This is a genomic window from Pseudochelatococcus sp. B33, assembly GCF_053570585.1.
In genome coordinates, this window is record NZ_JBSEFH010000003.1 from 59,578 (window position 1) to 80,726 (window position 21,149).

General features: G+C 64.6%; 21 protein-coding genes and 1 pseudogene. 16 read left to right on the forward strand and 6 right to left on the reverse strand.

Annotated elements, in window-relative coordinates:
- The first annotated feature begins 190 nt into the window (after nt 1-190).
- The 11 genes from ACUSIJ_RS03825 to ACUSIJ_RS03875 all read left to right on the forward strand — a co-directional run bounded on the left by ACUSIJ_RS03825 (nt 191) and on the right by ACUSIJ_RS03875 (nt 9,438).
- The gene (locus tag ACUSIJ_RS03825; RefSeq protein WP_449307046.1) at nt 191-946 is read left to right on the forward strand and encodes an SDR family NAD(P)-dependent oxidoreductase; all 756 of its coding nucleotides are present in this window, start codon (nt 191-193) and stop codon (nt 944-946) included.
- Between the two features lie 105 nt (nt 947-1,051).
- Nucleotides 1,052-1,819, forward strand: a complete 768-nt coding sequence (locus tag ACUSIJ_RS03830) for an SDR family NAD(P)-dependent oxidoreductase (protein WP_449307047.1) — start codon at nt 1,052-1,054, stop codon at nt 1,817-1,819.
- 337 nt (nt 1,820-2,156) lie between these two features.
- Nucleotides 2,157-3,206 carry a substrate-binding domain-containing protein gene (locus ACUSIJ_RS03835; protein ID WP_449307048.1) on the forward strand — a complete coding sequence of 350 codons (1,050 nt, stop codon included), beginning with the start codon at nt 2,157-2,159 and terminating at the stop codon, nt 3,204-3,206.
- Nucleotides 3,203-4,216 (forward strand): extracellular solute-binding protein, encoded by a 1,014-nt coding sequence (locus ACUSIJ_RS03840; RefSeq protein WP_449307049.1) that lies wholly within the window; start codon nt 3,203-3,205, stop codon nt 4,214-4,216. The genes ACUSIJ_RS03835 and ACUSIJ_RS03840 overlap by 4 nt, the downstream gene beginning before the upstream one ends.
- 66 nt (nt 4,217-4,282) lie before the next feature.
- The gene (locus ACUSIJ_RS03845; RefSeq protein ID WP_449307050.1) at nt 4,283-5,095 is read left to right on the forward strand and encodes an ABC transporter permease subunit; all 813 of its coding nucleotides are present in this window, start codon (nt 4,283-4,285) and stop codon (nt 5,093-5,095) included.
- A 1-nt stretch (nt 5,096) separates the two neighbouring features.
- Nucleotides 5,097-5,891 (forward strand): ABC transporter permease, encoded by a 795-nt coding sequence (locus ACUSIJ_RS03850; RefSeq protein ID WP_449307051.1) that lies wholly within the window; start codon nt 5,097-5,099, stop codon nt 5,889-5,891.
- Complete coding sequence (locus tag ACUSIJ_RS03855) at nt 5,888-6,964, forward strand: ABC transporter ATP-binding protein (protein ID WP_449307052.1); 1,077 nt, start codon at nt 5,888-5,890, stop codon at nt 6,962-6,964. Before ACUSIJ_RS03850 ends, ACUSIJ_RS03855 begins: the two co-directional genes overlap by 4 nt.
- Nucleotides 6,964-7,830, forward strand: a complete 867-nt coding sequence (locus ACUSIJ_RS03860; RefSeq protein ID WP_449307053.1) for a phosphodiesterase — start codon at nt 6,964-6,966, stop codon at nt 7,828-7,830. Before ACUSIJ_RS03855 ends, ACUSIJ_RS03860 begins: the two co-directional genes overlap by 1 nt.
- A gap of 101 nt (nt 7,831-7,931) precedes the next feature.
- Entirely contained in the window at nt 7,932-8,081 is a 150-nt protein-coding gene (locus ACUSIJ_RS03865; RefSeq protein ID WP_449307054.1) for a DUF3095 family protein, read from the forward strand.
- Nucleotides 8,027-8,161 carry a hypothetical protein gene (locus ACUSIJ_RS03870; RefSeq protein ID WP_449307285.1) on the forward strand — a complete coding sequence of 45 codons (135 nt, stop codon included), beginning with the start codon at nt 8,027-8,029 and terminating at the stop codon, nt 8,159-8,161. The genes ACUSIJ_RS03865 and ACUSIJ_RS03870 overlap by 55 nt, the downstream gene beginning before the upstream one ends.
- 167 nt (nt 8,162-8,328) lie before the next feature.
- Nucleotides 8,329-9,438, forward strand: a complete 1,110-nt coding sequence (locus ACUSIJ_RS03875; RefSeq protein WP_449307055.1) for an NADH:flavin oxidoreductase/NADH oxidase — start codon at nt 8,329-8,331, stop codon at nt 9,436-9,438.
- Between the two features lie 111 nt (nt 9,439-9,549).
- On the opposite strand, the gene ACUSIJ_RS03880 is transcribed toward ACUSIJ_RS03875, so the two are convergent.
- Nucleotides 9,550-10,536, reverse strand: coding sequence for a Kelch repeat-containing protein (locus ACUSIJ_RS03880; RefSeq protein WP_449307056.1), 987 nt, complete (start codon nt 10,534-10,536; stop codon nt 9,550-9,552).
- Between the two features lie 13 nt (nt 10,537-10,549).
- Entirely contained in the window at nt 10,550-11,998 is a 1,449-nt protein-coding gene (locus tag ACUSIJ_RS03885) for a hypothetical protein (protein ID WP_449307057.1), read from the reverse strand.
- Nucleotides 11,999-12,565: 567 nt separating this feature from the next.
- Between ACUSIJ_RS03885 and ACUSIJ_RS03890 the strand changes: the two genes are divergently transcribed.
- Both ACUSIJ_RS03890 and ACUSIJ_RS03895 read left to right on the forward strand, forming a co-directional pair.
- Nucleotides 12,566-13,858, forward strand: coding sequence for an NfeD family protein (locus ACUSIJ_RS03890; protein ID WP_449307278.1), 1,293 nt, complete (start codon nt 12,566-12,568; stop codon nt 13,856-13,858).
- 18 nt (nt 13,859-13,876) lie between these two features.
- Complete coding sequence (locus tag ACUSIJ_RS03895) at nt 13,877-14,653, forward strand: slipin family protein (protein ID WP_449307058.1); 777 nt, start codon at nt 13,877-13,879, stop codon at nt 14,651-14,653.
- Between the two features lie 113 nt (nt 14,654-14,766).
- Here ACUSIJ_RS03895 and ACUSIJ_RS03900 read toward each other — a convergent pair whose 3' ends face one another.
- The 4 genes and pseudogenes from ACUSIJ_RS03900 to ACUSIJ_RS03915 form a co-directional block, all read right to left on the reverse strand.
- On the reverse strand, nt 14,767-15,705 hold the full coding sequence (locus ACUSIJ_RS03900) for a zinc metalloprotease HtpX (RefSeq protein WP_449307059.1): 939 nt from the start codon (nt 15,703-15,705) through the stop codon (nt 14,767-14,769).
- Between the two features lie 121 nt (nt 15,706-15,826).
- Nucleotides 15,827-16,035, reverse strand: a pseudogene (locus tag ACUSIJ_RS03905) (3-oxoacid CoA-transferase); the annotation flags it as partial.
- A 101-nt stretch (nt 16,036-16,136) separates the two neighbouring features.
- On the reverse strand, nt 16,137-17,003 hold the full coding sequence (locus ACUSIJ_RS03910; protein WP_449307279.1) for an intradiol ring-cleavage dioxygenase: 867 nt from the start codon (nt 17,001-17,003) through the stop codon (nt 16,137-16,139).
- Nucleotides 17,004-17,156: 153 nt separating this feature from the next.
- Nucleotides 17,157-17,765 (reverse strand): nuclear transport factor 2 family protein, encoded by a 609-nt coding sequence (locus tag ACUSIJ_RS03915; protein ID WP_449307060.1) that lies wholly within the window; start codon nt 17,763-17,765, stop codon nt 17,157-17,159.
- A gap of 307 nt (nt 17,766-18,072) precedes the next feature.
- Between ACUSIJ_RS03915 and ACUSIJ_RS03920 the strand changes: the two genes are divergently transcribed.
- The 3 genes from ACUSIJ_RS03920 to ACUSIJ_RS03930 all read left to right on the forward strand — a co-directional run bounded on the left by ACUSIJ_RS03920 (nt 18,073) and on the right by ACUSIJ_RS03930 (nt 21,137).
- A complete protein-coding gene (locus tag ACUSIJ_RS03920; RefSeq protein ID WP_449307061.1) occupies nt 18,073-19,074 on the forward strand; it encodes a Bug family tripartite tricarboxylate transporter substrate binding protein in 1,002 nt (333 codons plus the stop codon).
- A gap of 63 nt (nt 19,075-19,137) precedes the next feature.
- On the forward strand, nt 19,138-19,611 hold the full coding sequence (locus ACUSIJ_RS03925) for a tripartite tricarboxylate transporter TctB family protein (RefSeq protein WP_449307062.1): 474 nt from the start codon (nt 19,138-19,140) through the stop codon (nt 19,609-19,611).
- An 11-nt stretch (nt 19,612-19,622) separates the two neighbouring features.
- The gene (locus ACUSIJ_RS03930) at nt 19,623-21,137 is read left to right on the forward strand and encodes a tripartite tricarboxylate transporter permease (protein WP_449307063.1); all 1,515 of its coding nucleotides are present in this window, start codon (nt 19,623-19,625) and stop codon (nt 21,135-21,137) included.
- Nucleotides 21,138-21,149: the final 12 nt, after the last annotated feature.

Genomic DNA, 21,149 nt, shown 5'->3' on the forward strand with positions numbered 1-21,149 from the left:
GCCCTGATCGGCAAGGGCCCGACGATTCATGGAATGCCGGACGATCGGGCAATAATCCGGCAGGATCAGGGTAACGGGTAGAGGCGTGGAGATCCTAGAACATCTCGGTGAACTGGCCGCGCACTTTTGCGGATAGCGGGGCTGCGCAGCCAGTCGTCTTCTGTCAGCGAACTGGAAGGTTACGTCGGCCATGGCTGAATCACTCAACAATACAGTAGCATTGGTCACCGGCGCGTCGAGCGGCATCGGTCAGGCGACGGCGATCCGATTGGCGGCGTCGGGCGCGCGGGTCGCGCTGGTTGCGCGCCGCATCGAGCGGCTGGAAAAGCTCGCCAGCGACATCCGCGCAAACGGCGGCGAGGCCATCGCAATCGCCGCGAATCTCGCCTCCGCGCACGAAGCCGAGGAGGCGGTCGCGCGCACCGTCGCCGACCTCGGACGGCTCGACACGGTGGTCAACGCCGCGGGCGTGATGCTCAACGGTCCCTCCATCGAAACGCCCCTGTCCGATTGGGACCAGATGGTGGACGTGAACTTTCGCGGGCTGATGTACGTGACGAAGGCCGCGCTGCCCCATCTGCTCGAAGCGGTCGGCACGAGCCCGCGCAAGGTGGCGGACGTCGTCAACATCTCGTCGGTGGGTGGGCGCTACGCCGCGGCTCAGGTGGCGATCTACAGTGCCACGAAGTTCGCGGTGACCGCGGCGACCGAAGCCTGGCGGCAGGAGTTCACGCGACAATCGCTGCGCTTCTCGGTGGTCGAGCCCGGTGCGACGACGACCGAACTATGGAACAAGGAAGGCCAGTGGGAAGGCTTTACGGCCATGTTCGGCGAGGTCGAGCGGCTGCTGGCCGAGGACATCGCCGAGGCCGTCGCCTATATCGTGACCAACCCGCGCCGGGTCGCCGTCAACGAGATTCTCATTCGGCCCACCGACCAGCCGTAGCAGGCGCGTGCCCGCCGGCGCCGTTCATCGAGGCCATCCGGCCGCTGGGGCCATGTCGCCGGCGCCGGCGCGCAGGATCGTGGCCATCCTCTATCGGAGAACACAATGAATGAGTTCAAAAACAAATCGGTTCTGGTGACCGGGGGCAATTCCGGCATCGGCAAATCCGCGGCGCTGCTCTTTGCGCGCCGGGGCGCGCTGGTTGCCGTCGCGGCGCGGCGGGAAACCGAGGTTCGGGCTGTTGTCGAGGAGATCAACGCAGCCGGCGGGACGGCGATCGGCGTGCCGACGGACGTCTCCGATCCCGAGCAGGTTTCAGCGATGGTCGAGACGGTGGTGAAGGCATTCGGCCGGCTCGACGCCGCGTTCAACAACGCGGGCATCATGGGCGCCTGGGGTGCGATCGACTCGCTGACCGTGGACGACTTCGACCGGACCATCGGCGTGAACCTGCGCGGGACGTGGCTGTGCGTGCGAGCCGAGGTCGCTCGGATGAAGCGGCAGGGAACCGGCGGCGCCATCGTCAACACGTCGTCCTGGCTGGCGCACGGCGCGCTCAAGGGCTCGGGCCTCTATTCGGCGACCAAGGCGGCGCTCGACGGCCTGGTGCGGGCGCTCGCCCTCGAATGCGCCGAGGCCGGCATCCGCATCAACAACGTCAATCCCGGCGTGATCGACACGCCGATGCTGCAGGGGAACACGACCGACGAATCCCGCGAGCCGTTCCGCGCGCATACGCCGCTCGGCCGGTTCGGCTCTCCGGACGAGATTGCCGAGGCGGCCGCCTGGCTGTGCTCCTCCGGCGCAAGCTTCGTCACCGGCCAGACGCTGCTCGTGGATGGCGGGTACACCATCCCCGGCAACAGGACGTGATCGGTCCCACATCCTCCGGGACTGTCAAGAATCCGATCCCGCACAATCCTGCCCTCTACCGGCAGTGCCACAAGATCGAGAACATGTTCGGCCGTCTCAAAGACCGGCGACGCATCGCAACACGATGCGCCCACACATGCTTCTCGGCCATTTGCATCGCCGCTACCCGTGCACCTTCTGGTTCCGGTCAACGAATCCTGAGCCCAACCCCGATCTCTCCGGCCTATGAGCACTGAAAACGACTGAAACAGCGTCATTCAGCCAATAAGATGACGTGCTACCTCACGCCCTGAAACGAGCTGACCCGGGACGGATGCAGCCAAGACGGGGCGGGACGGTGGCGTCGACGGAGATCACGATACGGGATGTAGCGGCGCATGCCGGATGCTCGATCGCGACCGTGAGCCGGGTCGTCACCGGCAACGGCCCGGTCAGCGACGAGATGCGCCGACGGGTGGTCAAAGCCGCTCTGGAGGTAGGCTTTCCGCTCGCCCGCGCCTTCCCGGAAACCCGCCCCGTCATCAGCATTCTGGTTCCCAGCCTCACCAATCCGGTGTTCGCCGCCGCGGTCGCGGGGATCGAACAGCGCGCGAGAACCGCCGGGATGTTCACGATTCTCGGCCAGTCCAACTACGACCCCGCGCAGGAAGAAGACATTGTCACCACCCTGATCGGTGAACGCCCGGTCGGCATGATCATGACGGTTTGTGATCCGGCCTCCAGCGTGGCCCTCCAGCGCGTCCGCAAGGCGGGGCTGCCCGTGGTGACGATCTACAACGAAGACACACCGGAGGGCGTCGCTGCGGTCATGGTCGACAATCGTGACGCCCTGCGTCGCGCGACCGAGGACCTGATCGCGCTCGGCCATCGCCGCATCCTCTTTCTCGCCGGAAAATTCATCTCGTCCGACCGCTCGGCCCGCCGTTACGAGGGCTATCGAGACGCGATGACGGCCGCCCGGCTGACGGCGGCCCCGGCGATCGAGGTCGATTTCATCGACGCGACCAAGGACATCGACCTCACCGAGGTCCTCGTCGCATACAAGCCGACGGCGATCATGGCCTCGAACGATCTGCTGGCGGTCACGGTGATCGCGTCCCTGCGCCGCGCGGGCCTGAGCGTTCCCGAGGACGTCTCCGTCACCGGCTTCGACGGGATCGACTTCGCCCGCCTGATCTCGCCCCGGCTTCACACGATCCGGCAACCCTCGCAGGTGATGGGAGCACTCGCCGCCTCCCTGCTGCTGGACATGGCTGCGGGGCACAAGGCCCCGCAGCGGTTGTGCCCGGATGTCATCCCCATTCCGGGGGAGACGATCGCGCCGCCCCGGCGAGGCGAACCTCCGGTTAACCCCATCCCCTCCAAGAAGAGAAAGCTCCGACCATGAAATCACGTCTTCTTTCCCTCGGCCTCGCGGCCGCTGTCAGCGTCTTCGCCCTTGCTCCGATCCAGGCGCAGGCCCAGGACGCCATCTGCTACAACTGCCCGCCGGAATGGGCGAACTGGGGCGAGATGCTGAACCGCATCCGCACCGAACTCGGCATCAGCATCCCCGGCGACAACAAGAACTCCGGCCAGGCCATCGCCCAGATCATTGCCGAGCGCGCCAGCCCCGTCGCGGACATTGCCTATCTCGGCATCAATGCCGGCATCTCAGCCGCCGAGCAGGACCTGGTGGAGGCATGGAAACCCGAACGCTTCGACGAGATCCCCGAAGGGGTCAAGGACCCCGAGGGCCGCTGGTGGGCGGTGCATCAGGGCACGCTCGGCCTCTTCGTCAATGTCGACGCGCTCGGCGATACGCCGGTGCCGGCCTGCTGGGCCGACCTGAAGAAGCCTGAATACAACGGCCTCGTCGGCTATCTCGATCCGACCTCGGCCGCCGTCGGCTATGGATCGGCCATCGCCATCAACACCGCTCTGGGCGGCTCGTTCGAGGATTTCACCCCGGCGGTCGACTATCTCAAGGAGCTTGCCGGCAACGGAGCGATCGTCACCAAGCAGACTTCCTATGCGCGGACCGTGTCGGGCGAAATCCCGATCCTGATGGACTACGACTTCAACGCCTATCGGGCCAAATACACCGAATCCGGCAAGTTCGAATTCGTCCTGCCCTGCGAAGGGTCGGTGACCTTCCCCTATGTCATGACGCTGGTGAAGGGCGCGCCGCACCGGGAAAACGCCGAGAAGGTCCTCAACTATCTGCTGTCCAACGAAGGCCAGCTCTTCTGGAGCAGCGCCTATCTGCGGCCCGCTCTCCCGGTCGAGATGCCGGCCGAAGTCGCCGAACGCTTCCTGCCCGCGAGCGAATACGAGCGCGCCGTCGCGGTGGACTGGGCCGCGGCGCAGGCAGCGCAGGCCGCCTTCTCCCAGCGTTACCTGTCCGAAGTGCGCTGACAGACCCCGGCGCCGGGGGCCGAACCGCGCCCTCGGCGCAGCCTAACTCGCCGGGAGGAGGCACTGATGAAGGCCAAGCGCTTTGACCTCTTATTGATCTTGCCGCTGGCGATATTCACGCTGGCCTTTCTCATCCTGCCCCTTGCCCGGCTGACCCTCGAGGCCGGCAGCGGGCCCCAGGGCCTTGCGGGTTTCTTCGTCATCCTGACCGAGGCGCGCTTTCGCAACAGCCTGATCGTGACCCTCGTTCTCGCCATCCTGACAACGGTCGCGACGCTGGCGGTGGCGACGGTCGCCGCCCAGACGCTGGCCAACAGGCAGTTCCCCGGCCGTGGGCTGCTTCTGTCGATGCTCACCTTTCCGCTGGCTTTTCCCGGCGTCGTGGTCGGCTTCATGATCATCCTGTTCGGCGGCCGGCTCGGCCTGGTGGGCACCATGACGAAGAGCCTGGTCGGCACGAACGTCGTCTTCGCCTATTCGCTCTTCGGCCTGTTTCTCGGCTATCTCTATTTCTCGGTGCCGCGCGTCCTGCTGACCATCCTCGCGGCGGCAGAAAAGCTCGATCCCTCGCTGGTCGAGGCCGCCCGCTCACTCGGCGCCAGCCCTCTCGCCATCCAGCGCGATGTGGTGTTGCCGGCGCTGTTCCCGGCCATGTACACCGGCGGCGCGCTGTGTTTCGCCACGGCGATGGGGGCCTTCGGCACTGCCTTCACGCTGGCGACGAACGTCGATGTGATCCCGATGCTGATCTACACCGAGTTCACGCTCGCCACCAACGCCAGCATGGCCGCCGCGATCTCCATCGCGCTCGGGCTGATCACCTGGGCGGCGCTCGCCATTGCCCGCAGCCGCGCCATGCGCGACACGAAGGGGGCTTGAGATGCACCGTCAGTGGACCTCAGCCGCCGGCATCGTCATCACGGCTTTGCTCACCCTGTTCCTCGTCGTTCCCGTCCTGCTCTCCGTCTATGCGGGCCTGACTGTGAACTACGCCCGCGGCGTCTCGGCCGGCTTCACGCTCGACTGGGTACGGCAGGTCTGGGAGCTTTATTCCGATACGGTCTGGCGCAGCCTCGTCGTGGCGTTGCTGACGCTCGTGCTGACGCTGCTGATCGGCGTGCCCGGCGCCTACGCGCTGGTGCGCCGTGGCGGCCGCTTCGCCCACGCGGTCGAGGAGATCGTGACGCTGCCCGTCGCGGTGCCGGGCCTCGCGCTCGCACTCGCGCTGATCCTCAGCTACGGCGGCGCAGGAGCCTTCCGCCAATCGACGCTGTTCGTCGTGGTCGGCCATGTGCTCTTTACCCTGCCGTTCATGATGCGCTCCGTCATCGCCGTGCTCGAAACCATCGACTGGCGCACGTTGGATGAAGGCGCGGCGAGCCTCGGCTCCCCGGCCTGGCGGCGCTTCGTCGACGTGATTCTGCCGAACGTGCGGCCGGGTATCGTTGCCGGGGCGCTCACGGTCGTGACGCTCTCGATCGGCGAATTCAACCTCACGTGGATGATGCATACGCCAATGACCAAGACCCTGCCCGTGGGCCTGGCCGATGCCTATGCGTCGATGCGGCTGGAGATCGCCTCGGCCTACACCGTCGTGTTCCTGATCATGGTCATCCCCCTGCTGATCGGCGTTCAGCTGGTCGCGGACCTCACCGAAAAACGGACGCACTCATGAACGCCCAAGCCCCTGTCACCGCCGCGCGCAGCGGCTCGTCCATCACGACGCGCCGGCTCAGCAAGACCTTCAACGGAACGATGGTGCTGCAACCCACCGACCTCGAAATCCCGGCAGGCCAGATCCTCGTGCTGCTCGGGCCGTCCGGCTGCGGCAAGACCACGCTCCTGCGCCTGATCGCGGGATTGGAACAGCCTGACGGTCCCGACATGATCCGCTTCGACGGCGAGGATGTCAGCGGTGTGCCGATCGAGAAGCGCAATGTCGGGATGGTCTTCCAGTCCTACGCGCTGTTTCCGAACATGACCGTGGCCGAAAACGTGGCCTATGGCATGAAGATCCGCAAGGTCGGGCGCGCGCAACGCGAGGCTGAAACGCGCCGCTTGCTGGCCTTGGTCGGCCTTGAGGAATACGCCGGCCGGCGCATCTCGGCAGTCTCGGGCGGCCAGCGCCAGCGCACCGCGCTGGCCCGGGCTTTGGCGATCAAGCCGCGCGTGCTGCTGCTCGACGAGCCGCTGGCCGCGCTTGATGCCGTGCTGCGCGAGCGGCTGCGGGTCGAGATCGGTCTCCTGCTGCGCGAGTTCGGCATCACCGCCGTCTATGTCACCCATGACCAGGCCGAGGCCATGGCCATCGGCGACCGCATCGCCGTCATGCAGAAGGGCCAAATCGCGCAGATCGACGTGCCGCAGGAGATCTATCATCGACCGGCGAATGACTTCGTCGCCGATTTCGTCGGCACCATGAACCGGATCGCCGGGCGCGTGGAAAACGGCGTGCTGAACATCCATGCGGGCGAAACCATGGTGCGGCTGAATGTCGGCGGGTCCGACCGGGGAACCACGCTCTGCTTCCGGCCCGAGGCCGCACGCCTCGCTTCCGCAGGTGGCGCGATCATGGCCCGCGTCGCCGCAGCGACCTTCTTCGGCGCGACGCAGCGGCTCGTCGCCGAGGTTTCGCCTGAATGCCGGCTGCAACTCGACCTGCCGTCGAGCCTCTCCTTCACGCCGGGCCAGATCATCGCCTTTGATATCGACCCCGCCGCCATTCTCGAATTCAAGGCGGGAGCCTGATGCTGATCGCCCAGATTTCCGATCTCCACATTCGCCCCAAGGGACAACTCGCCTACGGCGTCTCCGAGACCAACCTGCTTGCCGAACATGCAATCCATGCTCTCCTGCGGCTCGATCCACGGCCGGATTGCGTGCTGGTGACGGGCGACCTGACGGATTGCGGCCTGGAGGAGGAATACGCCATCGTCGCGGACCTCCTGTCGCGCCTGCCCTTTCCGGCCTATGCGGTGCCGGGCAACCACGACCGCCGCGAGCCCTTCCGCCACGCTTTCACTGCCGCCGGCTACCTTCCGGAGAGCGGGCCGCTCAACTTCGCCGTCTGGTGCGGACCGGTGCGGATCGTCGGCCTCGACAGCCTCGTTGCGGGATCGAGCCATGGCGTGCTTGGTCCTGAAACGATCGCTTTTCTGGAGGAAACCCTGGCGGGGTCTCCCGACGCACCGACCCTCATCATGCTGCATCACCCGCCGTTCAACACCGGCATCGCGCATATGGACGCGGCACGGCTATTCGAGGGGGCCGAGGAGCTGGAGCGGATCGTCGCCGCTCATGGCCAGGTCCGACGCGTCCTGTGCGGGCACGTCCATCGCTCGATCCAGCAGATGTTCGGCGGCACCCTGTGCCAGATCGCGCCTTCGGTCAGCCATCAGGTGGCCCTGGATCTACGGCCGGACGGGCCGCCCTGCTTCGTGCTGGAGCCGCCCGAGTTCCTGTTGCACCAATTCGACCGGGGCGATGTTGTCACTCATACGGCAAAGGTGAACAGGGCGCCCGGTCCGTTTCCTTTCATTCTGCCCGCGGAGTATCCCGGGCGAAGCCGGAATACGTCGCCGCTTGCCCTGTGCTCGGACACGCTCGGCGAATAGCGCCCGGCTCGACAGCTCGGCCACCGAGAGCAGAGAACCATACCACCCCGGACGGCACCGTTCCGGCAAGCTGCAGCCTCAGGGCATGGGCCCGCGATGAAATGCTGCTCGACGTCCGGGCCGCCATCGTGCCTCTTTCCGAGATACGGCGGCACGGTCGCGACGTGCGCATCGGCCGATACGCACCGGAAAATTCGTGTCCTTCGCCACGTTTTCAGGTGACGGGGCCGAATGGGCCGAACGGCAGATGAACTCGGATTTCCGGAAGTTCGACGACGGCCTGAAAATGACGATCGCCGCCGCCCGCCGCCATGCCATGCCGTGCCAATAGGGAAGTGCAGCACTACAGCATCGAAAACATAAATTATATCACCTAAGCTGCCGTTTCAGATATGGTGCCGCCATATGGAGAAGCCACGTCCCTCCCCTGCGCGGGATTGGGCGCCGCCAGTCGTTCTCTCTCCGGCGCCGGATAGCTCGACATGAAGGAAAGCAATTGTGACTCACGCGAAGCTCTTTTCGCCGCTCAATATCGGCAACCTGACCCTGCGAAACAGAATTGTCATCGCCCCGATGTGTCAATATTCGGCCGAGGACGGCAAGACGACCGACTGGCATCTGATCCACCTCGGCAGCCTCGCCAATTCCGGCGCTAGCCTGCTGACGATCGAGGCGACGGCGGTCGCGCCGGAGGGGCGCATCACCTATAAGGACGTCGGCCTGTATTCGGACGAAACCGAGGCCGCGCTGCATCGGACGCTGAACGGCGTCCGGCGATGGTCCGGCGTGCCGATCGCAATCCAGCTCGCCCACGCCGGCCGCAAGGCCTCCACGGACGTGCCATGGAAGGGGGGTGCGCAGTTTCCGCCCCACGATCCGAACGGCTGGCAGACGGTGGCGCCGTCCGCCGTGCCCTTCCGCGCCCGCGACGCGGCGCCGGCCGCGCTCGACAAGGCCGGGCTCGAACGCATCCGCCTGGCCTTCGCGCAGGCGGCTGAACGTTCCGGCAGGCTGGGGCTCGACGCCATCCAGATCCACGCCGCGCACGGCTATCTGCTGCATGAATTCCTGTCGCCGCTCTCGAACCGGCGCGATGACGAATACGGCGGATCGCTGGAAAACCGCCTGCGGTTCCCGCTGGAGGTATTCGATGCCGTCCGTAAGGCATTCCCGGCGGGCCGCCCGGTCTCGGTTCGCGTATCCGCGACCGACTGGGTGGAAGGCGGCTGGGACGTGGAACAGACAGTCGCCTTCGCGCAGGCGCTGGAAGCGCGCGGCTGCGACGCCATCCACGTGTCGAGCGGCGGTCTGGCCGAAAACCAGCAGATCGCCATCGGCCCCAATTATCAGGTGCCGTTCGCGCGGGCGGTGAAGGCAGCCGTCGGGATTCCGGTCGTCGCGGTGGGCCTGATTACGGAATTCGAGCAGGCCGAGGCGATTGTCAGCACCGGTGACGCAGACCTCGTCGCCCTGGCGCGCGCCATCCTCTACGATCCGCACTGGCCCTGGCACGCGGCTGCGCATTTCGGCGCGAGCGTGCGCGCACCGAACCAGTATCTGCGCTCCCAGCCCCGGCGATTCAGCCAGTTGTTCGATCCGGCAGACTGACGGGTCCGGTATGTCTCCGGCCGGCCGGCGGGCTCACGCCGGCCTGCGTGCGAGTAGCCCGCGGAGCCGGCCCGCCGGATCGTCGGTGAGAGGGCCCGAGGCGAACAGCGCCTACCGGCAGTCCACGGCCGGCCGGTAGACCTGATTGTGGAGGCTGCCCGAGGAGCCACCGACCTCCGTGCCGCCGCCCGGCGCATGGATCGACCCGTTCACAAAGGCCGCGCCGGTGACGCCGTGGACGGGCAGCGGCATGTCGGCGAGCTTCGTCCAGCTATCGTTCTTTGGATCGTAATAGTCGTGGTCGGCGAACATGCCCGCGGCCGACTCGCCGCCCCAGGCATGGAGGCAACCGTCGGCAAGAACCGCGTTGATGCCGCTGCGGGGCCGCAGCATGGGCGCGGCGACGCTCCATTGCCCGCTCCCGGGATCGAACACTTCGTGCGCCGCCGTCTGGTCGGAGCGGAAGCCCCCTCCCAGCCGCCCGCCGATGACGTGGATGCGCCCGTCGATGGCCGCGCCGCCGATATGGTTGCGCTGGCTCGGCAGGTCGGGAAGCGTCCCCCATGTGTCGGTCCCGGGGTCGTAGACGGCGAAGTCGTGGCCGCGCGGCGGGCGCCCGCCGGCGACATAGATCAGCCCGTCGCGGACGACGGCGACGCCCGCCGAACGGCGCGTCGGCATCGGCGCCTTCTCCACCCATTCGCCGACCGCCGGATCGAGTTCGTAGACGGTATCGACATAGGAATCGCCACTGTCGGCGCTCGTCTGCCCGCCGATGAGATAGATCTTGCCGTTCACCGATACCGCCATGCCGTGGTTGTTCGGCACAGGCAGTTCGGGCCCGTATTCCCATTCGTCGGCCGCAGTGTCGTAGACCTGCACCGTGGTCACCGTCTCACGGTTCGCCGGATAGCCGCCGAGGATGTAGAGGCGGCCTTCGAGCTCGGCGACCGCGAACTCGCTGTTGGGGGCCAGCAGTTCGGCACGATGCGCCCACTCGCCGGGCTCCTGCGCGGCGGCGGCGAACGGGATGATGCAGGCGAGAGTGAGCATGGCGCGGCGCAAGGGCAAGGGCAAGAGAAGCGACAAGCGGAGCATCGTGTTTTCTCCTTCAATGGGCGACGATCGGTTGAGCCAGAATCCACAGGCTCGTCACCGTATAGGCGATCATCAGAACGACGAGCGGAGCCTGTGAGACAAGGCGCATCGAACCCGCTGTCGCCGCGCGATGCGCCAGGACCACGGCCGCCGCATGTCCCAGCACCACGCCACCCGCCGCGACCAGCCAGACGAGACGCATGTCGATCGCGTCGACATCGAGCGGACGGCCCGCCGCCCCGAAGAGGTTCCAGCCGAAGCCGAACGGGTCGGAGGCCAGCGGCACGATCATCTGACCCTGAATGATCAGGTAGGAGAAATAATGGGCGAGGTGGTAGCCGATGGCAATCGGCACGAGGGAGAAGACGAAGCGCCGGACCACCTCCCCCGCAGGCGCGCCGTCGATCCGGGCCGCAAGGTGGCAGGCAACCAGATAGATGCCAGCGAAGAGGAGCGGGGCGAGGAGAAGCCCGGCGGTCTTCACCAGCGTCTGCGCCGCGACATAGCCAAGGATCCCGACCACGCCGAGCCGGTAGAGAAGACCGACCCCATCGCCCGAGAGCCGCGCCCAGGCAGGCGTCTCGGAAAAACCGTCGAAACTCACCGCCGCCAGAATCGCGATCACCAGCGCCGTCATGGACGTCGACGGCGGGGGCGACGTCGCCAGCCCCGCCCCGTAGGATCGCAGCACGAGATGGGGATGCCCCGCCGCGTCCCGGCGCCCATCGAGCGGAGCGAAACGCGAGAAGAGGTCGAACAGAATGGCGAACACCTCGCCGCGCCGTAGCCACTCCTTCACGCCGAACAGCGCCATTGCCGCAAATGTGACGAGGGAATAGAGAAGGATCGCGCAGGCGAGCCGCGCCGGCACGGCATTGGACGGCCAGACAAGCTCGGTCCATGCGAAGAGCAGGAACAGGACGACCGCCGGCCAGACGCCCGCGCGCTCCGGCAGGCGCAGCGCCGGCCCGCCCTGGCCGAATGCGAGGCGTCCCAGAATGGCCCAGGGGTTGACGAGCACCCAAAGGTTTCCCCCGAGCGCGCAGACGAAGGCCATGCCGACCCACCACACGACCCAGACGGCGACGGGCAGGATGTTCCTGTCCCAATCGCTTTGATCGCCGACGAAGCCCGCGAGGAGGAGCAGCGAGAAGATCGCGACGGAGGACGACTGCAACAGGACGAGCAGGCCATTCGTCGCCCGGCGGGGCAAGGCGACGACCTTCTCGCGCGAAGCGCCCCGACCACGCATCAGGCCGGCTGCGCCGACAAAGGAGAGCGCGACCGCAATCCCCGCGCCGATCAGCCAGTGGCCGAGCGGCAGCGGCAGGTCGTAGGGGCGCGGAAACGCATGCGCGAAAGCCTCGCTCGGCAACGACAGCAGAAGAACGGCGACAGGGCCGAGGCATGACCGGAACAGAGCCGCGACCTTCGGCCAGCACCTATCCGCCGTGTCAATCATTGTCCGGTGCGATGGCAGGCGGCATCTCCTCTTCCCAAGCCCCGAACCGATGCCGATGCGCAACGGACACTGGCCCGGCCGTCGCCTTCGGCGACATCGAAACTGGCACCCACCCAATACCATGTCGACGCATCCGGAAATACGACCTGCCGCCTCTGCCGCGCATCGTGGCCCTCACGTTTTGAGGATGGCCTCACGCTGCTCCAGGAAAGAACGGGCGGGGAGACGTGCTGCCGCGATAGTCCGTCAGCGGAGCGTCGTTCCTGACGCTCATGATCCTGTCAGTGCTGTGACCCTGTCTTTCTCCGGCGAGGTGCTCTATTCTTGATCTTCCACGCTTCAGCTGGCCACACTGCCGGAACATCCCCGTCCTTGCGGCGTTCGGTCAGCAGGGAGGTTGCCGTGCGTGCCTGGTCGAGAAGCCTTCTGGCGGAGCTTTTACCCGGACGCGTGACGGGAGGGGCGATGCGGCGCCACGCCGTGCGCGAGCGGAGGGAAGGACGCCGCTGCGCAGCGGCGTGGGTGATCGCGCTGGCGGCTGTGGTCCTTGCCGGCGTCTTCGGATCGATGGCCTCGGCCCAGAACGATCGTGTCGCGGTGGTGCTGGAACTGGATGGGATCGTAGGGCCGGCGACGGCCGACTACATCTCGCGTGGCATCCAGCGCGCCGGCGAGCGGGAGGCGGCCATCGTCGTGATCAGGATGGACACGCCGGGCGGCCTCGACACCTCGATGCGCGCCATTATCCGCGAAATTCTCGCTTCTCCGGTTCCCGTTGCGACTTTCGTGACGCCTTCCGGCGCGCGGGCGGCGAGCGCGGGCACCTATATCCTCTATGCCAGCCATGTTGCCGCCATGGCACCGGGCACCAATCTGGGCGCGGCCACCCCGATCGCGATCGGCGGCGGCGGGGGCCTGCCCTTCGGCGCGCGGGACAAAGACGAAGACGGGAAGGAAGGCCGGCCATCGTCCCCCGCGAGCGCCGCCGAGGCCAAGGCGATCAACGACGCCGTCGCCTACATCCGCGGGCTTGCCGAGATACGCGGCCGCAATGCCGACTGGGCCGAGCGGGCGGTGCGCGAGGCGGTGAGCCTGACCGCCACGGCCGCGGCGCGCGAGAACGTCATCGACTTCACCGCCACCGATATCGACGACCTGCTGGCCAAGGCGCATGGCATGACCGTGCGCGTCGGGCAGGCGGACGCGACGCTGGACACCCAAGGGCTCGCCGTCGAGGCAATCGAACCCGACTGGCGAACCCGCTTCCTGTCCGTCGTCACCAACCCCAACGTGGCGCTGATCTTCATGCTGGTCGGCATCTACGGGCTGATCTTCGAGTTCATGAATCCCGGCGCGCTGGTGCCCGGCACGCTCGGCGGCATCAGCCTCGTTCTGGGGCTCTATGCGCTCGCCGTGCTGCCGGTCACCTATGCGGGCATCGGCCTCGTTCTTCTGGGAGCGGCGCTGCTGGTCGCGGAGGCGCTGACGCCTTCCTTTGGAGTCCTGGGCGTCGGCGGGACGATCGCGCTGGTGCTGGGCGCTGCGATCCTGTTCGACACCGACATGCCGGGCTTCGAGGTGTCCTGGCCGATGCTGGGCGCGGTCGCCGCCGCCGGCCTGCTGATGTCGCTGCTGGTGGCGCGGCTGGCCGTCACCTCGCGCAGCGGCAAGGTGGTGAGCGGACGCGAGTACATGATCGGCGCCTCCGGCGAGGTGCTGAGCTGGGAGGGCGGTCACGGCCACGTGCTGGTCCATGGCGAGCGCTGGCGGGCGGCTTCCGCCGCCCCACTCGCCCCCGGCCAGACTATTCGCGTGACCGGCCTGGACGGCGTCACGCTCGAGATCGAGGCGGTCCGCTAGAGCGCAACGGAGGAAACCATGGATATTCTCGGCGATCTTGTCTTCTATATCGCCCTCATCGCCATCCTGCTCGGCGTGCTGGCCTCGGCGATCCGCGTCCTGCGCGAGTACGAGCGCGGCGTGGTGTTCACGCTCGGCCGCTACACCGGCACCAAGGGGCCAGGGCTGATCCTGCTGGTGCCCTACGTCCAGCAGATGGTACGCACCGACCTGCGCATGATCGTTCTCGACGTGCCCAGCCAGGACGTGATCAGCCGCGACAATGTTTCGGTGCGGGTCAGCGCCGTGGTCTATTTCCGCGTGATCGACCCCGAGCGAGCCACCATCCAGGTCGAGAACTTTCATCAGGCGACCAGCGAACTGGCGCAGACCACGCTGCGCTCCGTGCTCGGCAAGCACGACCTCGACGAGATGCTGGCCGAGCGCGACAAGCTCAACAATGACATCCAGACGATCCTCGACCAGCAGACCGATGCCTGGGGCATCAAGGTGGCCAATGTCGAGATCAAGCATGTCGACATCAACGAGTCGATGGTCAGGGCGATCGCCCGGCAGGCCGAGGCCGAGCGCGAGCGGCGCGCCAAGATCATCAACGCGGAAGGCGAGCAGCAGGCTGCGCAGAAACTGCTGGAGGCGGCCGAGATACTGGCCAAGCAGCCGCAGGCCATGCAGCTTCGCTATCTCGCCTCGCTCAATTTCATCGCCGGCGAGAAAAGCTCGACCATCGTCTTCCCGTTCCCGACCGAGCTGGCCGGCATGTTCCCCGGCTTATCCAGGGACGGGAAAACGGAATAGAGCAAAATGCATTAGATCCGAATCGCTATTTTGCTCTATCTCTCTGTTTGTGCATCGAATTTGCCAAAAACGGTACCCACTATAAATAAGACAATCACACGACGGATCCGGGATCAGAAATAGGTGCCGAACCGATGGTATCGGGGCCTGTTCCGGATCGGGCGAATGCCCGGCAGATCGGGAATGCCGCCGTGCCATTCCGCCGGCTGGCGCGGGATCAGCCGCCGCAGGCGCGCCACGCGATCGGCGGTCTTCGGATGGGTGCGCAGGAGCGACGGCTCCGGAATGCGCCGGCCCGGCAGGACGATATCCTCCCAGAAGTGGCCGACGCGCCGCTCGAGCTTCAGCAGCGCGCTGGCGAGCCCCTCGGGATCGCCGGTCAGTTCGACGGCGCCCAGATCGGCGTCGAACTCCCGGGTTCGCGACAAGGCAAGTTGCAGCAACGCCATGATCGTGGGCGAAAAGATCAGGAGCAGCGGCACGTGCCACGGGATGACCGCGTGTCCGGCGAGAAGCAACGGGAGATTCAGGAAAATGATCAGCTGCCCGACGTAGGAGGCGAGCGACACCAGACGCGACATCATGTCGGCAAGCCCCATGATCCACAGATCGCGGTTGGCGATATGACTGACCTCATGGGCGAGCACACCGGCCAGTTCGCGATAGTTCAGCAGCCGCAAGATGCCGTCGGTCAGGCAGATGGCGTTTTCCGTCCGGAAGCCCAGCGCAAAGGCGTTGGGCACCGCGCTCGGTATGTAATAGAGCCGTGGCGTGTGCAAATGGCCGGCCCGCCGGGACAATTCCTTCAGCATGAGAACGCCGCTTGGAAATTCCCGCTCCGTGAGCGGGCGGGCATTGTAGGCCGACAGCAGGAGTTCTTTCGGAACAGTGGGCGCAAGGATCAATCCCGCTGCCAGGCCGGCAACGGCCGCGAGGGCGACGCTATCACTGGCCACGCTTGCCACGATCAGCCAGGTCATGCCCGTCATGCCCGCGAAGATGAGCGCGGTCTGAGCCAGATTGTTTAGTTTGTGCCGACTGCTCGGTCGCATGATGCCGTGGCCCCGATGAATTTTCCACGCCGCGAAACTTCGAAGATGTATCGACGGGAGTCCATACTGATCAAGCGGCTGCACGATCAATTATCGCTATCGAGAAAAAGGAGGCGACAATGACCATGGCGAAGCTGTCGGCGGGGTGGAGAAGGCAGCCCCGGCTTCAGTGTCACGGCCTCTTGCCGGCGTTGATGAGGTCCCGGTCCTGCTCGCCCTCGGGAGGCGTTTCGCCAAAGTCGAGGATGTCATTCTCGGCGGGAAGATCGCCTCGCGGCCCGGCGGCTGACAACGGGCGACCATCTCCGGAAAGCCGATACCGAGGTCCACCTAGGCGCCCGCCGCACGGCCGGGCCCGATGCGATGGGCGGCCTGCCCTTCGAGCACCTCTATTCCGAGCGCGTGCCACAAAGTGTCGGCCGGAAAGACGATTATAATTTCGGATCGCTTCTTGCCAGGACAAAATCGTAGTTCAACATGCGGAACGGCTCGGCAGGCCCATCCTCTTTGCGCATCGTTTCCGGGCTGCATAGGGGGAAATCCGCAATAAGCGAGTCCTTCACGCCGAACACCACGTCTGAATCGAGATATTCGTCGCCGGCGACAAACACGTGGGTCACCAGGGTTTCAAAACCGGGATGGGCGATCATGAAATGGATATGGCCCGGGCGATAAGGATGGCGCATCTGGTGCTCAAGCATTTTTCCCACCGGTCCGTCATGAGGAATGGGATATGCCGCGGGCATGATGCTCCAGAATGCAAAGCTGCCGTCGTCCCGTGCGCGAAGCCGGGCTCGCATCGCGAGCTCGCCGTCCTGCTGTACGTCGTAATATCCATCATCGTCGGAATGCCAGACATCGATCAGCGCACCGGCAAGTGGAACGCCCGCAGTATCCTTGACGGTACCGGTAACGTAAAGAGGATCTCCGTTGATGCCAGGAGAAATACAGCTTTCATTCTTGAATTCGGGTGGATCCTGAACATAGAACGGCCCCAGGACCGTTGTTTCGGTTGCGCCCTCGGGGAACCGGTGATTGATCGCGTCCACGAGCATCGATACGCCCAGCGTGTCGGAAAGCAGGATGAACTCCTGGCGTTTGTCGTCGGAGATCTGGCCGGTTCGGGTCAGGAAATCGATGGCGAACATCCACTCACCCTCGGTGGGCTCGATTTCGCGAACGAAGGCGTGAAGATGCCGAACGAGCGCCTCGCTGACCGCCCTGACGCGCGGGTTCTTCGTGTTCGCCAGACTGGCTATGACCGCATCGGTGATCGTATGCTCGTTAAAATTACGCATGACTGCCTCCTCCTTCAAAGGCCCTGGACAAAGCTTATGATGGAGCGCCGTGCCGACAGTGCCCAGGCAGGAGCCTCCCGGCAACTCCCCTGCACCGAACACCACGCGGGGTGACCGGGCATCGTAGACGAAAGATTGCATGGGCACTCTCCGTCATTCGGACCAATTGAGATTCGCACCGGACAGCCAGCGTTCGCCCTCGGCGTAAAGAGCTTCGACCTCGGGACCGACGAGGCTGGGCATATTGAGCTTTACCTTGTAGCCTATCTCGGACTGGATATAGGCTAGGTGCCGGTAACCGACGGGAAAGCCGTTCAGCTTCTCGACGTCAAACTTGATGACGGCTCCCGGAATGATCGGATCGATGCGATCTTTCTCGTAGATCGGCTGGCGCAACACGAGGCACCACTTTTCGTCGACTTTCTCCAGGAAGTCGTAGAAGCGGCCGGTACAGACGACATCACAGGCAACTCCGTGAACGTCAGCCCTTTGGCTGATCGTCATCTTTGTCTGGGCGATCGCCCGATTCGACGCGACGTCGACGCTGCTTCCTCCCAGAAAGTGCAGAATCCGAACGCCGTTCTCGAAGCCTTCGCGGCTGACCCTGATGAACTCCTCGGCGGACCCCTGGAACCAAGTCGCCATCATGCGCCCGTCGGGATGCCAAACAGTCTTGAAACGGTCCCAAAAACCGGCATCCCGCCAGACAGCCCAATTCTGGACGAGCTCATCGATAGCTCTTCGATCATCGGAATTGCTCATAGTACCTCCAGTTTACACTTTTGAACGAGTTCTTTCTGTAGATCATTCTTGACGCCATTGCAAGTCAGTTCACATACACGTACAGACAAGAATCGCAGTGACAGGAGACGACGGCACTTGCCCTGACATTCTCATTCTATTATCTAATTGTAATAATTTATTATTTTTTCAAGCGGCCCCAGAGCGATCTCCGGATCGATGGAAAGGCACGTCGAACCATTATGCTCACTTGAAAACTAATTCATGATATGGAATTAATGTCGACTGTTACTCTCAAATTTGGAACCGGAATGCAGGGAGGCGTCCAATGATAAAATTCAAGAAATTCGCTGCTGTCGCAGCGCTGTCTGTGGCAATGACGGCGTCCGCCGGAGCGCAGGATTATCCTGCACGCGATCTTCAAGGCACGATCATGTGGGGCGCTGGCGGCGCAACTGACGTGCTGGCGCGTGTCGTCTCGCCTGTCGTCGAGGATATTCTCGGCAAGAGCATCGTGCTGGTGAACCGCGCCGGGGGCAGCGGCGCCATTTCGGTGCAATACGTCAATTCGCGCCCGGCCGACGGCTATGACATCCTTTACGGCTCGGAGACGCCGCAGGTGCACAAGGTGCTCGGCATCGGCGAGCTCGATTACGACGCCTTCACGCCCGTGATCATCTTCGGAACGAACCTGGCCGTGTTCGCTGTCGCGAACGATGCTCCCTGGCAGACATTCGCCGAACTGCTCAAGGACATCCGGGCAAATCCCGGCCGGATCACGGCGGGGACCACCGGTAGTGCCGGAACGCCTGTTTTCTCTCTGGCGATGCTGGATTCGGCAATCGATATCGAGGTCAACAGCGTGCCGTTCGATGGCGAGGGGCCGGGCTTGACGGCATTGCAGGGCGGTCACGTCGATTTCATGCCGACCAGTCTTCCGGCTGCGGCCGAACTCATTCGTGCCGGCCGGCTGCGGGCGCTCGCCGTGCTTCACAACGAGAGGCTGGCTGAATTTCCCGACATCCCCGCCATCGTCGAAGACGTGCCGGAACTCGACGCATACCTTCCCTGGGGCACGTTCCAGGGCATTCTCGTCAAGAAGGACACGCCCGACGCCATCATCGAGCGCCTGACGGAGGCTTACCTTGAAGCCGCCGGCAACGAGCGTGTCCGGGAGTTTGTCCGCAATTCCGGGATGCAGCCCCTCAATATCATTGGCGAGGAAGCCAGGACTTTCGTCGACAACTGGCGCTCGCTGACGTCCTGGGTGCTTTACGAGGTCGGCCTTGCCAGCATCTCGCCCGAAAAGTTCGGCATTTCGCGTCCCTGATAAGGGCGATGGACGGGCGTCATGACAGTCCGTGACACCCGTCGCATTTCTGTGGGAGGTAACATGTCCGAAGAACGATCAGTCAGTTTGCCGGGAACGCTGGCCTTTTTCGTGTTCTTGGCCCTTGGATCGCTTATCCTGGTCTATGAAGCCTATGGCATTCAAGGCCTGCCAACCATTTCGGGGCCGGGCATCTTCCCCCTGATTGCCGCCGGCACGATGGCGGTTATCGCCCTCGGCTTGTCTGCAGGGGCCATTCTGTACGCGCCCCGGAGCAAGGCGGATGATGCCGGCAACGGCCGGGCCCCGCTTTCGGAGGTCATCTCTCCCCTGATCCTGGCCTACTCCGGCTTCTGTCTCATCTATATCCTGGCACTGGAGCCGGTCGGCTTCTGGATATCGAGCGCGGTCTTCCTGCCCATCTCGTTTGTGATGCTCTATTCGCGCAACCCCATCCGCATCGGCGCGATCACGGTTCTCGTGCTGGCATTTGTGTACGTCGTTTTCGCGTACATTTTCCGTGTCTATCTGCCCTAGGGGATCAGATAATGGACCAATTATCCTACTTCCTGATGAGCCTCACCGATCCGTACCTGCTGTTTCTCGTCGCCGCGGGTACGTTCGCCGGAATCTATGTGGGCGTCATTCCCGGCATCTCGGTGACGATGGCTGCGTCCATCCTGATCTCCTTTACCTTCTCCTGGAACATCAACGAGGCGCTTGCGCTCATGGTGGGCGTCTTCTGCGGCGGCGTATATGGCGGCGCGCGCACGGCGATTCTGCTCAACATTCCCGGAACCCCGGCAGCCGTTGCAACGGCGCTGGACGGCTATCCCCTGGCAAGGCGCGGCGAAGCCAGCCGGGCGATCGGCGTAACCACGATCGTTTCCGTGGTTGGGGGCATGGCCGGGCTCGCCGTTCTTGCGATCGGCGCGCCACTGCTGTCCGAGACCGCCCTGCTGTTCGCGCCGCGAGACTTTTTCATCCTTGCCCTCATCGGCCTGCTGCTGGTCGGCTCGCTCGCGGGCGCCTCGCTGGGCAAGGGCGTCTTCGCCGCCGCGCTGGGCGTCGTCATCGGGCTGGTCGGACTCGACAATTTCACCGCCCAGCCGCGCCTGACGTTCGACTTCCCCATCATGCTCGGGGGCATATCCTATGTGGCTGCGATGATAGGATTTTTCGGATTGGCGGAAGCGCTCTACCAGCTCCGCTTTCTGAGAACGCCCCCGATGATTCAGAATGTGAGCGAGATCATTCCCTCCCTGTCAACAGTCAAAAAGTACCTTCCGCTTTCCCTGCGCAGCTCGATGATCGGGGCGTTCATCGGAATCTTGCCCGGTGCCGGGGGCGATATTGCCGCGCTCATCGCCTATGACCAGGCCAAGCGCACGGTCAAGAACCCTTCCCGCCCTTTTGGCGAGGGCGCCTATGAGGGGCTCGTTGCGCCCGAATCCGCCAACAGTGCCGCTGTCGGCGGCGCGTTCGTGCCCATGCTGACGCTCGGAATCCCGGGTGATGCGGTAACCGCCATCATGATTGCCGCGCTCTACGTGCACGGGCTGCGGCCCGGGCCGATGCTGATGATCGAGACGCCGCATCTCTTCTGGTTCATCGTCGGCGCGCTCATCCTGTCCAATGTGTTTCTGCTGATTTTCGGGCTGACGGGCATAAAGCTGATGGCCAAGGTCATGCAGGTGCCGCGGGGGGTCCTGATGCCTTGCGTGATACTGCTTTCGGTCATAGGAACCTATGCGATCCAGAGCTCGATCATCGACGTCTATGGGATGTTCGCCTTCGGCGTCCTTGGGTACTTCTTCAAGGTCTACGGCTTCCCGGTCGGACCGATCATCCTCGGTGTCATTCTGGGACCGCTTCTCGATTCCTCGTTCCGGCGCGCCGTGCTCACGTCCCATAATTCGGTTCTCGACTTCCTCGGCTCGTACTTGACCAGCCCGATATCGGCAGTGTTGCTGATCTTTTTCCTTGTGCTCGTCCTGGGACAGACGCCGCTTTGGAGCAGGCTGAAGTCGAACCGGAAATCGGACCAGCCGAAGCAGCCCTAACCCTCTCGTAAG

What these genes read in the sequence shown, in the direction of transcription:
- ACUSIJ_RS03930 (WP_449307063.1), top strand. Translation starts at nt 19,623, where the DNA reads ATGGACCAATTATCCTACTTCCTGATGAGCCTCACCGATCCGTACCTG.
- ACUSIJ_RS03860 (WP_449307053.1), top strand. Translation starts at nt 6,964, where the DNA reads ATGCTGATCGCCCAGATTTCCGATCTCCACATTCGCCCCAAGGGACAA.
- ACUSIJ_RS03850 (WP_449307051.1), top strand. Translation starts at nt 5,097, where the DNA reads ATGCACCGTCAGTGGACCTCAGCCGCCGGCATCGTCATCACGGCTTTG.
- ACUSIJ_RS03920 (WP_449307061.1), top strand. Translation starts at nt 18,073, where the DNA reads ATGATAAAATTCAAGAAATTCGCTGCTGTCGCAGCGCTGTCTGTGGCA.
- ACUSIJ_RS03885 (WP_449307057.1), bottom strand. Translation starts at nt 11,998, where the DNA reads ATGATTGACACGGCGGATAGGTGCTGGCCGAAGGTCGCGGCTCTGTTC.
- ACUSIJ_RS03915 (WP_449307060.1), bottom strand. Translation starts at nt 17,765, where the DNA reads ATGAGCAATTCCGATGATCGAAGAGCTATCGATGAGCTCGTCCAGAAT.
- ACUSIJ_RS03865 (WP_449307054.1), top strand. Translation starts at nt 7,932, where the DNA reads ATGCTGCTCGACGTCCGGGCCGCCATCGTGCCTCTTTCCGAGATACGG.
- ACUSIJ_RS03910 (WP_449307279.1), bottom strand. Translation starts at nt 17,003, where the DNA reads ATGCGTAATTTTAACGAGCATACGATCACCGATGCGGTCATAGCCAGT.
- ACUSIJ_RS03830 (WP_449307047.1), top strand. Translation starts at nt 1,052, where the DNA reads ATGAATGAGTTCAAAAACAAATCGGTTCTGGTGACCGGGGGCAATTCC.
- ACUSIJ_RS03825 (WP_449307046.1), top strand. Translation starts at nt 191, where the DNA reads ATGGCTGAATCACTCAACAATACAGTAGCATTGGTCACCGGCGCGTCG.
- ACUSIJ_RS03880 (WP_449307056.1), bottom strand. Translation starts at nt 10,536, where the DNA reads ATGCTCCGCTTGTCGCTTCTCTTGCCCTTGCCCTTGCGCCGCGCCATG.
- ACUSIJ_RS03895 (WP_449307058.1), top strand. Translation starts at nt 13,877, where the DNA reads ATGGATATTCTCGGCGATCTTGTCTTCTATATCGCCCTCATCGCCATC.
- ACUSIJ_RS03855 (WP_449307052.1), top strand. Translation starts at nt 5,888, where the DNA reads ATGAACGCCCAAGCCCCTGTCACCGCCGCGCGCAGCGGCTCGTCCATC.
- ACUSIJ_RS03890 (WP_449307278.1), top strand. Translation starts at nt 12,566, where the DNA reads ATGGCCTCGGCCCAGAACGATCGTGTCGCGGTGGTGCTGGAACTGGAT.
- ACUSIJ_RS03845 (WP_449307050.1), top strand. Translation starts at nt 4,283, where the DNA reads ATGAAGGCCAAGCGCTTTGACCTCTTATTGATCTTGCCGCTGGCGATA.
- ACUSIJ_RS03840 (WP_449307049.1), top strand. Translation starts at nt 3,203, where the DNA reads ATGAAATCACGTCTTCTTTCCCTCGGCCTCGCGGCCGCTGTCAGCGTC.
- ACUSIJ_RS03900 (WP_449307059.1), bottom strand. Translation starts at nt 15,705, where the DNA reads ATGCGACCGAGCAGTCGGCACAAACTAAACAATCTGGCTCAGACCGCG.
- ACUSIJ_RS03925 (WP_449307062.1), top strand. Translation starts at nt 19,138, where the DNA reads ATGTCCGAAGAACGATCAGTCAGTTTGCCGGGAACGCTGGCCTTTTTC.